Raw genomic sequence first — 14,892 nt, forward strand, 5'->3', positions numbered from 1 at the left:
TCCTGCTCAACTCTTATGCGTGCTCGGGCGGGTTGATCCGCGACGTGTCGATCGCGGAGGCGGACGTGCCCCACTTCTTGAGGATCCGGCCGTACGTGCCGTCCTTGATCAGCTCGTTGACGGCGGCCTGGAAGGCCTTGGTGAGTGGGGAGCCCTTCTTGAAGGCGAAGCCGACGTCGAGGCGGTGGAACTCGCCGAGGAAGGTGGTCTGCGAGGCGGGCTGGGCCGCCTGATAGCGCAGGCCGTTGATGGTCGACATGATCACGTCGATACGGCCCTGCTGGAGTGCGGCGAGGGTCGCCGCGTTCTCCGAGTAGACCTTCACGTCGTACGGCTTCTTGCCGGCCTTCGCGCACACGCCCTTCTGCGCGGTGAGGGTCGCCTCGAAGGTGGTGCCGGCGCCGGTGCCGATGGTCAGCCCGCACAGCCGGGTGAGGTCGGTGACCTTCGACGTGAGCTCGGTGTTGCCCTTCTTCACCGCGAAGCCCTGGCCGTCATTGATGTAGGTGACGAAGTCGATGGTCTTCAAGCGATCGCCCGTGACCCCGAAGTTGCCGGTGCCGAAGTCGTACTTGCCGCTGCCCAGGGCGGGCAGGATCGTCTCGAAGGAGGCGTCCTGCCGCTCCAGCTTCACGCCGAGCACCTTGGCCACGGCGTCAGCGAGGTCGATGTCCTGACCCGCGGGGGCCTTGTCCGTGCCGTTCGGGTAGTACGCCCCGGGCGGGAATCCGATCGAGCTGCCGACGCGGAGCGTGCCCGCCTTGCGCACTGCGGCTGGCAGCAGGGCAGCGGCCGAGTCGACCTTGCGTACGGCGGTGACCGGGTCGTCGGTCGGCGCGGGGGAGGCCTGAGCGCCCGCCACTGCTGTGCCGTCGGTGTCGCCGGAGCCGCAGGCGGTCAGTGCCAGGAGCGGCAGCAGCGTGAGGGCGGCGGCGAGGCGCAGGCGGGCTCTGATCCCGGGGAGGTTCACAGGTCGGGGGCCTTTCATATGTGCGACTGGACGTTGAGGTGCTTCTCGAAGGGCAGCGGGCCGATGGTTTCCGGGTCGGCCTCGGTGTCGAACAGCGGTGTGTAGCCGGTGGCCAGGTACAGGCCGCGGGCCTCGGGCTGGCGTGGTCCGGTGGTCAGGTAGATGCGCCGGTAGCCGCGTGCGCCCGCCTCGCGTTCCAGCTCGGCGATGACGTGCCGGGCAAGGCCGCGTCTGCGGTGGGCGGAATGGGTCCAGATCCGCTTCAGTTCGGCCGTGGTCGCGTCGTACCGGCGGAAGGCGCCGCCCGCGACGGGCTCACCACGCTCCAGCAACAGGAGAAGCAGGCCGCCGTACGGTTCGGTGAACTCCTCGTCGGGGTAGCGGGAGATCTCGGCGTGCGCGTCCTTGCCGTAGCGCGTCGAGTACTCGTGGCCGAGTTCACGCAGCAGGGGTCTCACGCGCGGGTCGGAGACGGGCACCTGGACGACCGTCAACTCCGTTGCGGAGGTCATCCGTTCACCGCCGCGAGGGTTTGTGTGCCGCGTGCCGTCCGCTCGGCGTCGCGCTTGGCGACCTCCTCGCGGACGATCGGGATGACGTACCGGCCGAAGTCGATGGCGTCGCCGAGCAGGTCGTAGCCGCGTGCGGAGAGGATGTCGACGCCGAGGTCGTAGTAGTCGAGCAGCGCCTGGGCGACCGTCTCCGGGGTGCCGACCAGGGCGTTGGAGTTGCCCGCGCCCCCGGTGGCGGCAGCGGTCGGGGTCCACAGCGCGCGGTCGTAGCGCTCCCCCGCCTCGGCGATCGCGATCAGCCGCTGCGAGCCTGCGTTCTGGGGCTGAGCGTGCCCGTTGTGGCGCTTGGTGATCACCTCGCCCTTCTCCTTGCGGGCCTTGATCGCGCCGACCGTGCGGTGGGCCTTCTCCCAGGCCAGTTCCTCGGTGGGGGCGATGATCGGGCGGAAGGCGACCTGGATGCGGGGAACGTCGGTGCGGCCCGCGGCCTTCGCGGCGGCCTTCACGTTCTCGATCTGCTCGGCGGTCTTGGCGAGGGGCTCGCCCCACAGGCAGTAGATGTCGGCCTCGGCGCCTCCCGCGGCGTATGCGGCGGGCGACGAACCGCCGAACGAGACGCCGGGGCGCGGCTGCTGGACAGGAAAGACGTCGCTGACGAAGTCGTGGAAGCGGTAGTGCTCGCCCTCGTGGTCGAAGGGCTCGTGGGTGGTCCAGATCTTCTTGACGATCCGGATGTACTCGCGGGTGCGGGCGTAGCGCTCGCCCTTGGTGAGGATGTCGCCCTCGCGGCCCTGTTCGTGGTCGTTGCCGCCGGTGATGAAGTGCACGGTCAGCCGGCCCTCGCTGATCTGGTCGAGGGTGGCGAAGGTCTTGGCGGCGAAGGTGGGGTACGAGACGTTGGGCCGGTGAGCGAGCAGGATCTGGAGGCGGTCCAGCCTGCTCGCGATGTAGGCGGCGGCCGGTGCGGGATCCGGCGATCCCGAGCCGTAGGCGAACAGCACCCGGTCCCAGCCGTGGTCCTCGTGCGCACGGGCGAGCCGGAGCGTGTACTCCTTGTCGAACGCGACGCCGGAACGCGGGGTGGTTTCGGAGCCGTCGTTGGTAGCGGCGATGCCGAGGAATTCCACGGGCATGGCAGTGGCCTTTCGGGAGCGACCGCACGCAGGCATGGCGGAATGGCCTTGCGTGGAGGCATGAGTGACAGCCCGTCAGGAAGACGGGTCGATGCAGACGTGACGACGTCGAGCGTCGGGAGAAGCAGAGCTGTGGCAGCGCGCGCGAAGAGAGGACTCGGCCCGCAACGGGGTCACCGAGGGAGGGAAGGGCCGGTCAGACGGCCCGCTGCCGAGTCAGGCGCAACACGCGGCGGACCACACCCGACCGAAGTCGATGTGATCGCGCGAGACCAAGCGCTGCTGGGCATTCATGCGGTCAATTGAGCAGTACATCCTGCTGTTCGTCAAGCAGCGCCCGGATGCCGGACCGCCTCGGCCAACCTCTGCCGCTCGTTGTTGACACATCCGCGCTGCGGGCACATACGATCGATGGCGGATCGGCTCCGCCCTGCGTGGCAGCCTCTCCGGCCGCGTTGAGGGACGCGGCGAATGTGACGACTCCGAGCCCCGGCCGCACCGTACCCGCGCAGCGCCTGAGCCGCTGCGCTCCCCTACGAGTGCCACCGGGTGGGTACCCACGCCTGCGATTCCCTCCCCCGGAGAGTCTCCCGATGGTCACGCCTTCCGACGTCACGCCTCCCGATGCCACATCTGCCCCTGCTACGAAGCCCCCGGAGCGGGCGGGCGCCCCCGGCCCCGACCTGCCGCGGATCGTGCCACGCCGGCACATCGGCCGCTGGGCGACCGCTGCCGCCGCGCTGCTCGTCTTCGCGATGGTGCTCAACTCCGTCGTCCGCAACAACGCCTTCCAATGGAACGTGGTGGGCCGGTACTTCACCACCGCCGCCGTGCTCGACGGACTGCTGCTGACCCTGTGGCTGACCGGTGTGGTGATGGCGCTCGGGTTCCTGCTCGGCACCGTACTGGCGGTGATGCGGCTGTCCGCCAACCCGGTGCTGCGCACGCTGAGTTGGGGTTACGTGTGGATCTTCCGGTCCACGCCGCTGCTGGTGCAGCTGCTGTTCTGGTTCAACATCGGCGCCCTGTACCCGACGCTCGGCCTCGGCATCCCGTTCGGCCCGCAGTTCGTCACCGTCAAGACGGTCAACCTGCTGGGCCCCACCCTCACCGCCGTCATCGGCCTGACCCTGCACGAGACCGCCTACGCCGCCGAAGTGGTACGCGGCGGCATCCTCTCGGTGGACTCCGGACAGACCGAGGCCGCCCAGGCGCTCGGGCTGAGCAGGCGCCGCACCCTGCGCCGGATCGTCATTCCCCAGGCGATGCGCTCCATCGTGCCGACCGCCGGGAACATGCTGATCGGCACCCTCAAGGGCACGAGCATCGTCAGCGTGCTGGCCGTGCACGACCTGCTGTACTCGGTTCAGCTGATCTACAACCAGACCTACCAGGTCATCCCCCTGCTGATGGTCGCCACCCTCTGGTACATCGCGGTCACCAGCGTGCTCAGCGCGGGCCAGTACTACATCGAGCGGTACTACGCGAGGGGCAACTCCCGTGCGCTACCGCCTACTCCACTGCAGCGGCTGCGCGGTCGCCTGGGCGTCCTGCGCACCCGGTTGAGCGCGGCGACGGCCGCCGACGCCCGCCCGGCGATCGACTGTGACCGGTGAGCGGCACGCTCCTCGGCGCCCCACCAGCAGCCGGGCCGCCGTCGCCTTCGCCCGCCCCGCACCAACGCCCCCGCCTTCCGCCAGAACGACGCGGTGGCCCACACGCTTCTGCGCGCCCTGAGCGCCGCCCGTGCCGAGACGGCGACGCCTCCGGAGGACGGCAAACCCCTCAGGGCGTGAGCCCTTCCCCACTTTTCCTATCGAATTACTAGGAAAGTCTTGACGGTGTTCAGCGAGGATGCGCAGGATGATGCACATGTCCCGTACGCAGCAACGACTCGTTCGTCGTCGGCATGTCGACTTTGGTCACGTCGTCAGTGCCGCCTGCTGTCGCGTGTAGGGCACGCGGCTCACCTATTCGCCCGTGCTGCCCCGCCCTTCTCTCCCAGGCGATCAGGCGAATTCACCTACTGCGCCTGATGGCCCGACACACTTCTGAGGGACATCCCCATGACCACCGCACTTCCGGCCCAGGCCACTCCGCACGATCCGCCGCTCCCCGACCTGCGCCGTCTTCGCCTGGTGGGCGATACCGCGCAGAGCGGTGCCGAGGGACACACGTCCGCGCCGCTCGTCGGCTATCTCGTGCTCGTCCCCGAGGGCACCGATCCCGCCGAACTCTTCGTCAAGGACAGGCCGCGGCCTGAGATCCGACCCGTCGTCTCCACGGAATCGGCCCATGCCCGGCAAGCGGGCGACGACGTCGTCCGCATCGATCCCGCGCGGCATGTCGCCGAGGTGGACGGACACGAACTCGACCTCACCTACCTGGAGTTCGAGCTGCTGGCGCATCTCGTTCTGCATCCCCACCAAGTACATTCGCGCGATCGGCTGGTGGCCGCCGTCTGGGGCTACGACCACATCGGCGACGGCCGCACCGTGGATGTCCACATCGCCCGCCTGCGCCGCAAGCTGGGTGAGGCCCACCGGCACCGGATCGTCACCGTTCGGCGCGTGGGCTACAAGTACGTGTCCGACCAGCAGGAGAGCCCCAACGCCGCGCTCTGCGCCCGACCTTGAGGAGACCACTTCCATGGGCCTTGCCTCCGCGCCGTTCCGCCCCGCCTCGCCGTCCGACCGGACCGGGCCCGGCGATGCGCACTGGCTGCGCGTGGCCCGCGAGGCGGCGGACGACCTGGCCACGGACGCGGTGGCCAGGGAGCAGGCGGGCAAGGCCCCGATCGACGAGGTGTCCCGGCTGCGCGAGGCGGGACTGCTGTCGCTCCTGCCGCCGGCCGAGTCCGGAGGAGGCGGCGCGGACTGGCCCACGGCCTACGCCGTCGTCCGGGAGATCGCCGCGGCCGACGGCGCGATCGGGCAACTGCTCGGCTGTCACTACTTCCTGTCGTGGAGCGCCCGGTTCTTCGCCGAGCCCGCTCTCGCCACGCAGATAGAGGAGCAGTCCGCGGCTGAGGAGTGGTGTTGGGGTGGCGGTTTCGCCCGTCAGGAGCCTCCTCTGATGCTGGCCAGGGCCTCCCGTGGCCTGGTGCTCGATGGTCGGCAGAGCTACACCACCGGGGTCCTGGTCGCCGATCGCCTCGCCGTGCGCGCCGTACGGCGGGACACGGGTGAACCACTCGCCGTCGTGGTGGATCCCACCCGTCGCGGCGTTCGGATCGACGCCGACGCCGACACCTTCGGCCAGCGGCTCGCCGCCGGCGGCAGCGTGGAGTTCGACGACGTACCGGTCGCCGCCGACGACGTACTCGGCTCCCTGTCCGCGGACGAGGACTTCCTGTCGCCCCGGGCCGCCCTGGCGTCGCCGGTCGGGCACCTCGTCTCCGTCCAGCTCCTTCTTGGCATGGCCGAGGGAGTGCTCGCCGAAGCCCGCGAGTACAGCAGGACGGGCCACGCACCCTGGCACCCCGCCTGGCCGGTCGGCACTCCCCACGACCCACAGGTGCTGACCGCCTACGGAGAACTCACCGTCCTCACCCGCTCCGCGTCCGCACTCGCCGATCAAGCGATGGAATCCGTGCAGGGCGCGCTGGCACTCGGCGAGGACCTCACCTATGACGAATACGCGGACATCTCCGCCCTCGTGACCATGGCCGAAGCCGCCGCCTCCAGAGCTGCGCAGGAGTCCACCACCCGCGCCCTCGACATCATCGGCGCCCGCTCCACCTCCTCGCGGCTGGGCCTCGACCGCTTCTGGCGCAATGCCCGAACCCACACCCTGTACGAGCCCGCCGCCCACCGGCTCCGCGACGTCGGGGACTACTTCCTCAACGGCGCCCACCCTCCGTTCGTCCTGCCCGCCTGACCCTGCCCTACCAGGGGCTTCACGTCTGGCTCCACTCGGGTGCGCCCTGTCCCGCCTGCCGCACACTCACCACGCGGCCTACGCCGAGAAACCTGAACTGCGCTGAGGCCGGGGCCGGCACAAACGGCAGTCACCACGCCACCGCCCCTCCAGAGAATTGTGAACGCCGCACTTCACTCGCATGTCGGACCGTTGAGAATATGAGACGCATACGCAAGCGACATTGACCTGGCTGGATTTCGCTGCAACTCTCTTGGCTGTGAGCAAGTCCGAGACCCTCGCCGCGCGCCTGCACGTCGATCTGCGACGGCAGGCCAGCGCCATCTGTGCCGTCGGTCGCCGCACCCGCTGACAGGCACCGCGTCCCTTCGCTCCATTTCACAGTCGGCTTATGCGTCAAGCCGCTGTTTTCGCGGACGTCGAGCTCCTTGTAGCCATTTTCGCTGAGGTCTCTTTTCCGCCGTTCGACGTCTGCCATTTCCTTGACCAGTTTCCTGAACAGGACCCTTCCATGGCCACGAAGGCATCGACCCGACGTCAGTTCCTCACTCTGCTCGGTCTCTCGACGGTGGCCGTGAGCTGCGGCACGGCCGCGACCGGAGCCACGTCCGGCAAGGGCCGGACCAGGACGCTCCGGTACCAGGGCTGGGCGGGCCAGGTCACCCTGCCGGAGCTGGCCGAGGACCTCGGCTATCTGGAGGACGTGAAGCTGAGGTGGGTCGGCAACACGATCAGCGGCCCGCAGGACATACAGTCCGCGGCCACGGGCCAGATCGACTTCGGCGGCGCGTTCAACGGCGCGGTCGTCAAACTGGCCGCGAACAAGGCCCCCATCAAGGCGGTCATCAGCTACTACGGCGCCGACAAGTACGCCTACAACGGCTTCTACGTCCTCGAGGACAGCCCGATCCGCTCGGCCAGGGACCTGATCGGCAAGAAGGTCGGAATGAACACCCTCGGAGCCCACTCCGAGGCCATGCTCGACATCTATCTGCAGCGAGGCGGTCTGTCCCCGGCGGACATCGACAAGGTCGAGCCCCTCGTGGTGCCTCCGGTCAACACCGAGCAGACGCTGCGTCAGAAGCAGATCGACGTGGCCGTGCTCGGCGGCGTTCTGCGTGACAAAGCCCTGGCAGCCGGGGGCATCCGCCCGCTGTTCACGGATCACCAACTGCTGGGCTCATTCAGCGCCGGCACCTACGTGATGACGGACCGCTTCCTGAAGCAGAACCCCGACACGGCCCGGATCTTCGTCACCGCCGTCGGAAGAGCCATCGAGTGGTCCCGTTCCACGCCGCATGAAGAAGTCATCGCCCGGATGACGGACATCGTGAAGAAGCGCGGTCGCAACGAGGACGCCGCACCGCTGAAGTACTGGCGGTCCTACGGCGTCGCCGGGACGGCAGGCCGGATCACCGGCAAGGAACTCCAGCTGTGGATCGACTGGTTGGCCGACCGCGGCGACATCCAGAAGGGCCAGGTCACGCTGTCGGACCTCTACACCAATGAATTCAACGCCGCGGGCGAAAGCGGCGCATCGACTCCCTCAGCGACCTCCTCCTCTTCGACGAGCGGGGGCTGATCCCATGCCGGAATCCACCACACCCAAGATCCTCTTCGAGGACGTACGGAAGGAATTCACCGTCAAAGACCGCACGGACACTCGGCAGACCACCCGTTTCACCGCCCTCGACGGCATCGATCTGGAGATAGCGGCCGGCGAGTTCGTCGTCCTGGTCGGTCCCAGCGGCTGCGGAAAGTCGACGCTCCTGGATCTGCTCGGCGGCCTCGCCCGACCCACCGGCGGACGGATCCTGCTGGACGGCGAACCCGTCACCGGCCCAGGCCTGGACCGGGGCATCGTGTTCCAGCAGTACGCGCTGCTTCCGTGGCGCACGGCGCAGGGCAATGTCGAGTTCGGCCTGGAGGCCACCGGCGTCACACGACGTCAACGGGCCGCACGCGCCCGTGAGTTCCTCGACCTGGTCGGCCTGACCGGGTTCGAGGACCGCCATCCGCATGAGCTGTCGGGCGGGATGCGGCAGCGAGTGGCAATCGCCCGCAGCCTCGCCTACGACCCCGACGTGCTCCTGATGGACGAGCCGTTCGCCGCGCTGGACGCCCAGACCCGGGAATCTCTGCAGGACGAACTGCTGCGCATCTGGCAGCGCACCGGCAAGACCGTCGTCTTCATCACGCACGGCATCGACGAGGCCGTCTACCTCGGACAGCGCGTCGCCGTCATGACGTCCAGGCCGGGCCGCATCAAGCAGATCGTGCCGGTCGCCTTCAACTCCCGTACGACGACGGACGACCTCCGCTCCAGTCCCGAGTTCGCTCGACACCGGCACCAGATCTGGTCGCTGCTGCACGACGAGGTGGCCAGGGCCCAGCAGTTGGAGAAGGAGGAGGCTTCCGTATGAGCCCCACAACCGGCACGGCCACCGACAAGAGCACGGTGCCGGGCTCAAAGAGCGCCGCCGAGCCCGTGCCGGCCCTCTCCCCTGCTCCATCCGCCGGGTCCGCGACACGTGGAGCAGCAAAGCCGGACGTGCGCCGAGCCCCATCCTTTCCAGCCCGGATCCGCCAACTTCCGTACCTGCTGCTGAACGCGGCGACCAAGTCCGCCGCCATCGTCGCTCTGCTGCTGCTCTGGGAGAGCGCACCACGACTCGGCCTGGTCGACCGGACCTTCCTGCCGCCCTTCAGCGAGGTCGCCCGCGCCTGGTGGCAGCTGGCGGCGGACGGTCAGTTCGCCGACAACGCACGTGCCAGCCTGGTGCGTTCCTTCAGCGGATTCGGTCTCGCCGTGGCCGTCGCCGTGCCGCTGGGCCTGCTGATCGGCTGGTACCGGCCGGTCGCCGACCTCCTCGGCCCGCTGCTGGAAGTGTTCCGCAACACCGCCGCTCTGGCCCTGCTGCCGGTGTTCGTGCTGCTGCTGGGCATCGGCGAGACTTCGAAGATCTCCATCGTGGTGTACGCGTGCACCTGGCCCATCCTGCTCAACACCATCAGCGCGGTCCGCAACGTCGACCCGGCCCTGCTGAAGCTGGCGAAGTCGATGGACCTGTCCGCGCCCCGGCTGTTCCAGAAGGTCATCCTTCCGGCGTCGGTGCCGGTGATGTTCACCGGCATCCGGCTGGCCGGAGCGGTGTCCATTCTGGTGCTCGTCGCCGCCGAGATGATCGGCGCCAAGGCGGGCCTCGGCTATCTGATCAACGCCTCGCAGTACAACTTCGCGATCCCGCAGATGTACGCGGGCATCATCACGATCTCCGCGATCGGCGTGGCCTTCAACCAGTTCCTGGTGGCCGTGGAGCGGCGGCTCAGCTCCTGGCGCGTACCCGCCGACGGCTGACCCGGCCCCGACTCGTTCACCTGTCCCCCGATCGTCTCGCTGCCCCGATCCGAGGAACCTCATGACCGCGACCAGCCCCCGTCAGCTGCATCTCCACGCCTTCCTGATACCCGCCTGCTCGGCAGCTACCGCCGGCACATCGGCTGGGGGCGAGGCCGCACACCCGGCGCGCAGCGGGCCGCAGGCCCTCCCCTCGGACCGCCAGGGGCCAAGGGACCCTCCCTGCCCATCACCTCCTGACCACCCCGCGACCGATCACCCATGACCGGTCACCTCCCGAAAGGACACCCGCGGCATGACCACCAGCACCGCCTTCGACATCCGCAGGATCGGCGGCCGTATCGGCGCCGAGATCCTCGGCGTGGATCTCTCGACCAACCTCGACCCCGCCGTCATCACCGAGATCAACTCCGCGCTCCTGGAACACAAGGCACTCGTCTTCCGCAACCAGAACCTCGACGACGCCGGCCAGCTCCGCTTCGCCTCCCTCTTCGGCGAACTCACCACGGCGCACCCCACCGTCCCCTCCGTCGACGGCCGGCCCAACATCCTGCCCGTCGACGGCGACGAAGGTATCCGCGCCAACCAGTGGCACACCGACGTCACCTTCGTCCGTACGCCTCCGAAGGCGTCCACGCTGCGCAGCATCGTGATCCCTCCCTACGGCGGCAACACCCTCATCGCCAACTCGGCCGCCGCGTACCGGGACCTGCCCGAGCCGCTGCGCGAGCTGGCCGACAAGCTGTGGGCGGTGCACACCAACGACTACGACTACGCCGCCCCGAAGACCGAGAAGGCGGCCGAGCACCGCAGGCGGTTCGTCTCCCGGAAGTACCGCACCGCGCACCCGGTCGTCCGCGTCCACCCCGAGACCGGGGAGCGCGGGCTGTTCATCGGCGGCTTCGCCACGAGCATCGTCGGCCTCGGCCCCTCCGACTCCCGGGATCTGCTGCGCATCTTCCAGTCGTACGTCACCCGCCCGGAGAACATCGTGCGCGTGGCCTGGACGCCGGGCGACCTCGTCCTGTTCGACAACCGCATCACCCAGCACTACGCCCCGGACGACTACGGCGACCTGCCGCGCCTGCTGCACCGGGTAACCGTCGCGGGTGACGTCCCCGCCGGGATCGACGGCACCCTCAGCCACGTCGTCGAGGGCGACGACGCCTCCCACTACACGCCCACCGCGGCCTGAGCCCCACGGCCGCCGGGCGGGGCACACCCGCGTCTGCCCGGCGGCCCATCCGCAGCGGACGCCGATACCGAAGCCATACGGAATAATGTGCACATGCGGATCTCAGCCAGGGCGGACTACGCGGTACGTGCCGCGCTGCAGCTTGCCGCGTCACGGGACGAAGGGCCACTGAAGGCCGAGGCCATCGCCGACGCCCAGGACATTCCGCACAAATTCCTCGAAAGCATCCTGAATGACATGCGCCGGGGCGGTCTCGTGCTCAGCCAGCGCGGCGGCAACGGCGGCTACCGGCTGGCCAGGCCCGCCGAGTCCATCAGCATCGCCGACGTCATCCGCATCGTGGACGGACCTCTGGTCTCGGTGCGCGGGGTTCGCCCGCCGGACCTGTCCTACACCGGCCCCGCCGAGTCACTGCTCCCCCTGTGGATCGCGCTGCGGTCCAACGTGCGCGAGATCCTGGAGGGCGTGTCGCTCGCCGATGTCGCATCGGCCCAACTACCCAGCGACGTAGCCGCACTGACCGACGCCCCGAAAGCCTGGGTAAATCCCTGACGCGCTGGGCCATCAACCGAGTATCCCAAAAAGCGAGATAGCGACGTCCACCATATGAACGCCCTCTTGGGGTGGACACCACCTTCTGCCACGATCCCTATCAGCCCGGTAGGAAAACTAGGGATCTGGGGGTGGCCATGCGAACGCTCAATCGCGCAGACCGGTCACTCCCCCTGCTGACCTCGCGTCGCCACATCGACCTCGGCCGTACGTCCAGCGCCATCTGTCGGCCCGCCTGAGACCGTCCGCAGAACACCCTTCGGCCGGCAGCGCCATCCGCGCCTCCCCATCCCCGCACACCTCCGCTCCCGGACCCGCGACAGCGTTCCCGCCGCCGAGGGCCTGCGAGCGGAGTGCCGGCGCATGCCCATGGACATGCGCCTCACGCTTTCCACGCCTCCCTGATCAGCTCTTTCCCTGAAAGGACACCTCCGTGTCTGCCGCAAGACCGCTCACCGCCCTGCGCACCATCGCCGTCATAGCAGCGCTCCCCCTCCTGCTCACCGCCTGCGGCTACGGATCCGAGTCCACTGACGACGACAAGCAGACCGAGGTCGCTGCGGACGCCAAGAAGCTCTCCGCCGACGAGGTGAAGATCGGCTACTTCCCCAACCTCACGCACGCCACCGCTCTGGTGGGCGACCAGGAGGGTCTGCTCCAGAAGGAGCTCGGCGGCACCAAGATCAAGGCGTCCACCTTCAACGCCGGCCCCTCCGAGATCGAGGCGCTGAACGCCGGCTCCATCGACATCGGCTGGATCGGCCCCTCCCCCGCCATCAACGGCTACACCAAGTCGGGCGGCAAGAACCTGCGCATCATCAGCGGTTCCGCCTCAGGCGGCGTGAAGCTCGTCGTCAACCCGGACAAGATCAAGTCCCTGGACGACCTCAGGGGCAAGAAGATCGCCACGCCGCAGCTCGGCAACACCCAGGACGTCGCCTTCCTCAACTGGATCGCGGAAAAGGGCTGGAAGGTCGACGCCGAGAGCGGCAAGGGCGACGTCTCCGTCGTCCGCACGGACAACAAGATCACCCCAGACGCCTACAAGTCCGGCTCCATCGACGGCGCCTGGGTACCGGAGCCGACCGCGTCCAAGCTGGTCACCGAGGGCGCGAAGGTACTGCTCGACGAGGCCGACCTCTGGCCCGACAAGAAGTTCGTGATCACGAACATCATCGTGTCGCAGAAGTTCCTCAAGGAACACCCTGACGTCGTCGAGGCCGTGCTGCGCGGCTCGGTGAAGACCAACGAGTGGATCAACGCCAACCCGGACAAGGCCAAGGCGTCCGCCAACGCGGCGCTGAAGGAACTGTCGGGCAAGGAGTTGCCCGCCGAGGTCATCGACCCGGCCTGGGAGTCCGTCACTTTCCTCGACGACCCGCTGGCGGCCACTCTCGACACCCAGGCGGAGCACGCGGTGAAGGCCGGTCTGCTGGAGGAGCCCGATCTGAAGGGCATCTACGACCTCGCCCCGCTCAACAAGGTCCTCGAGGCCGAGGGCAAGGACGAGGTCGACGACGCCGGTCTCGGCGCCGAGTAACGACAACCGGATCCGACGAGTTCCCAGGAGGTGACGACCATGGCCACCACGGTCGCCGAGGCTGCCGAAGGCGCCACGGCGGTGAAGCACGCCGCCCGTCTCGGGCATGTCTCGAAGTCCTTCCCCGCGCCGGGCACACCCGGCGGACAGCAACTCGTGCTGGACGACATCACGCTCGATGTCGCACCGGGCGAGTTCGTCACCCTCCTGGGGGCGTCCGGCTGCGGCAAGTCCACCCTGCTCAACCTGGTCGCGGCACTGGACCTGCCCTCCGCCGGCTCGATCGCCACGGAAGGCCGGCCCGCCCTGATGTTCCAGGAGCACGCGCTCTTCCCGTGGCTGACCGCGGGCAAGAACATCGAACTCGCACTGAAGCTGCGCGGGGTCGCGGGGCCGGAGCGCCGTCAGGAGGCCGAACGGCTGCTGGAACTCGTACGGCTGCAGGGCGCGCACCGCAAGCGGGTGCACGAACTGTCGGGTGGTATGCGCCAGCGCGTCGCACTGGCCCGCGCGCTGGCCCAGGACAGTCGGCTGCTGCTGATGGACGAACCGTTCGCCGCACTGGACGCCATCACCCGCGACGTCCTGCACGACGAGCTGACCCGCATCTGGCACGAGACGGGACTGTCGGTGCTGTTCGTCACGCACAACGTGCGGGAGGCGGTGCGGCTGGCGCAGCGGGTGGTGCTGCTGTCCTCGCGGCCGGGCCGGATCGCCCGGGAATGGACGGTCGACATCCCGCAGCCGCGCCGCATCGAGGACAGCGCGGTCGCCGAGCTGTCCGCCGAGATCACCGAAGAACTGCGCAGGGAGATCCGCCGCCATGGCCAGCACTGACACCGGCGTCGACACCAAGAAGGACGGCTCCCCGGCAGCCGGGGAGCGCCGGGACCCGCACGATCTGGCGGGACTGGAGGCCGGGCTCGACGCGCTGGACACGGTGCAGGCCGGCCGTACACCACTGCGCGAGACCCTGATCCGCAAGGTGCTGCCGCCCCTCACCGCCGTCGCACTGGTGCTGGTGGTCTGGCAGCTGCTGGTGTGGGCCGGGGCCGCACCCGACTACAAGCTGCCCGCGCCGTCCGCGGTGTGGGACGAGGTGACCGCCGCCTGGCTCCAGGGCACCCTTCTCGACTACATCTGGACCAGCGTCTCGCGCGGTCTGCTCGGCTTCCTGATGGCGCTCGCCATCGGTACGCCGCTCGGCCTGCTGGTCGCCCGGGTGAAATTCGTCCGGGCGGCCATCGGCCCCATCCTGTCCGGTCTGCAGTCGCTGCCATCGGTGGCCTGGGTGCCGCCCGCCGTGCTCTGGCTGGGCCTGAACAACTCGATGATGTACGCCGTGATCCTGCTCGGCGCCGTCCCGTCCATCGCCAACGGCCTCGTCGCGGGCATCGACCACATCCCGCCGCTGTTCCTGCGCGCCGGGCGGACACTGGGCGCGACCGGACTGCGCGGCGCCTGGCACATCATGATGCCGGGGGCGCTCCCCGGCTATCTGGCGGGGCTGAAGCAGGGCTGGGCGTTCTCCTGGCGGTCGCTGATGGCCGCCGAGATCATCGCCTCCTCGCCCGATCTGGGCGTCGGTCTCGGCCAGTTGCTGGAGAACGGGCGGAACAACGCCAGCATGTCGCAGGTGTTCCTGGCCATCTTCCTGATCCTGCTCGTCGGCATCGCCATCGATCTGCTGATCTTCAGCCCGCTGGAGCGGCGGGTGCTGCGCAGCCGGGGCCTGCTGGTCACCCCCTGAACG

General features: G+C 68.9%; 16 protein-coding genes. 13 read left to right on the plus strand and 3 right to left on the minus strand.

All coding sequences use genetic code 11. From position 1 onward, the window contains the following. Positions 1-13 precede the first annotated feature (13 nt). The 3 genes from StrepF001_RS34570 to StrepF001_RS34580 are packed head-to-tail and all read right to left on the minus strand — an operon-like array spanning position 14 to position 2,615. Positions 14-988, minus strand: coding sequence for an ABC transporter substrate-binding protein (locus StrepF001_RS34570; RefSeq protein ID WP_129802128.1), 975 nt, complete (start codon positions 986-988; stop codon positions 14-16). Further along, positions 985-1,482 carry a GNAT family N-acetyltransferase gene (locus StrepF001_RS34575; RefSeq protein ID WP_129802129.1) on the minus strand — a complete coding sequence of 166 codons (498 nt, stop codon included), beginning with the start codon at positions 1,480-1,482 and terminating at the stop codon, positions 985-987. Before StrepF001_RS34575 ends, StrepF001_RS34570 begins: the two co-directional genes overlap by 4 nt. Next, a complete protein-coding gene (locus StrepF001_RS34580) occupies positions 1,479-2,615 on the minus strand; it encodes an LLM class flavin-dependent oxidoreductase (RefSeq protein ID WP_129802130.1) in 1,137 nt (378 codons plus the stop codon). Before StrepF001_RS34580 ends, StrepF001_RS34575 begins: the two co-directional genes overlap by 4 nt. 593 nt (positions 2,616-3,208) lie before the next feature. Between StrepF001_RS34580 and StrepF001_RS34585 the strand changes: the two genes are divergently transcribed. The 13 genes from StrepF001_RS34585 (at position 3,209) to StrepF001_RS34640 (ending at position 14,889) form a co-directional block, all read left to right on the plus strand. Next, positions 3,209-4,231, plus strand: a complete 1,023-nt coding sequence (locus StrepF001_RS34585; protein ID WP_129802131.1) for an amino acid ABC transporter permease — start codon at positions 3,209-3,211, stop codon at positions 4,229-4,231. 450 nt (positions 4,232-4,681) lie between these two features. Continuing rightward, positions 4,682-5,251 (plus strand): winged helix-turn-helix domain-containing protein, encoded by a 570-nt coding sequence (locus StrepF001_RS34590; protein WP_129802132.1) that lies wholly within the window; start codon positions 4,682-4,684, stop codon positions 5,249-5,251. A 13-nt stretch (positions 5,252-5,264) separates the two neighbouring features. Next, positions 5,265-6,494 (plus strand): acyl-CoA dehydrogenase family protein, encoded by a 1,230-nt coding sequence (locus StrepF001_RS34595; protein ID WP_129802133.1) that lies wholly within the window; start codon positions 5,265-5,267, stop codon positions 6,492-6,494. A gap of 259 nt (positions 6,495-6,753) precedes the next feature. Further along, positions 6,754-6,846 (plus strand): putative leader peptide, encoded by a 93-nt coding sequence (locus StrepF001_RS50210; RefSeq protein ID WP_165396452.1) that lies wholly within the window; start codon positions 6,754-6,756, stop codon positions 6,844-6,846. A gap of 159 nt (positions 6,847-7,005) precedes the next feature. Further along, a complete protein-coding gene (locus tag StrepF001_RS34600) occupies positions 7,006-8,076 on the plus strand; it encodes an ABC transporter substrate-binding protein (protein ID WP_129802134.1) in 1,071 nt (356 codons plus the stop codon). 4 nt (positions 8,077-8,080) lie between these two features. Next, the gene (locus tag StrepF001_RS34605; RefSeq protein ID WP_129802135.1) at positions 8,081-8,917 is read left to right on the plus strand and encodes an ABC transporter ATP-binding protein; all 837 of its coding nucleotides are present in this window, start codon (positions 8,081-8,083) and stop codon (positions 8,915-8,917) included. Continuing rightward, positions 8,914-9,852, plus strand: a complete 939-nt coding sequence (locus StrepF001_RS34610; RefSeq protein ID WP_206307026.1) for an ABC transporter permease — start codon at positions 8,914-8,916, stop codon at positions 9,850-9,852. Before StrepF001_RS34605 ends, StrepF001_RS34610 begins: the two co-directional genes overlap by 4 nt. Before the next feature lie 295 nt (positions 9,853-10,147). After that, positions 10,148-11,047 (plus strand): TauD/TfdA family dioxygenase, encoded by a 900-nt coding sequence (locus tag StrepF001_RS34620; RefSeq protein WP_129802136.1) that lies wholly within the window; start codon positions 10,148-10,150, stop codon positions 11,045-11,047. A gap of 93 nt (positions 11,048-11,140) precedes the next feature. Continuing rightward, entirely contained in the window at positions 11,141-11,599 is a 459-nt protein-coding gene (locus StrepF001_RS34625) for an Rrf2 family transcriptional regulator (RefSeq protein WP_129802137.1), read from the plus strand. A gap of 137 nt (positions 11,600-11,736) precedes the next feature. Next, positions 11,737-11,838: a putative leader peptide gene (locus StrepF001_RS50215; protein WP_346656980.1), complete on the plus strand. Its 102-nt coding sequence runs from the start codon at positions 11,737-11,739 to the stop codon at positions 11,836-11,838. 194 nt (positions 11,839-12,032) lie between these two features. Further along, positions 12,033-13,139, plus strand: a complete 1,107-nt coding sequence (locus tag StrepF001_RS34630) for an aliphatic sulfonate ABC transporter substrate-binding protein (RefSeq protein WP_129802138.1) — start codon at positions 12,033-12,035, stop codon at positions 13,137-13,139. Between the two features lie 39 nt (positions 13,140-13,178). Then, the gene (locus tag StrepF001_RS34635; protein ID WP_129802139.1) at positions 13,179-13,976 is read left to right on the plus strand and encodes an ABC transporter ATP-binding protein; all 798 of its coding nucleotides are present in this window, start codon (positions 13,179-13,181) and stop codon (positions 13,974-13,976) included. Then, positions 13,963-14,889, plus strand: coding sequence for an ABC transporter permease (locus StrepF001_RS34640; protein ID WP_129802140.1), 927 nt, complete (start codon positions 13,963-13,965; stop codon positions 14,887-14,889). The genes StrepF001_RS34635 and StrepF001_RS34640 overlap by 14 nt, the downstream gene beginning before the upstream one ends. Positions 14,890-14,892: the final 3 nt, after the last annotated feature.

The organism is Streptomyces sp. F001 (assembly GCF_004187715.1).
In the GTDB taxonomy this organism is placed as follows: domain Bacteria; phylum Actinomycetota; class Actinomycetes; order Streptomycetales; family Streptomycetaceae; genus Streptomyces; species Streptomyces flavusporus.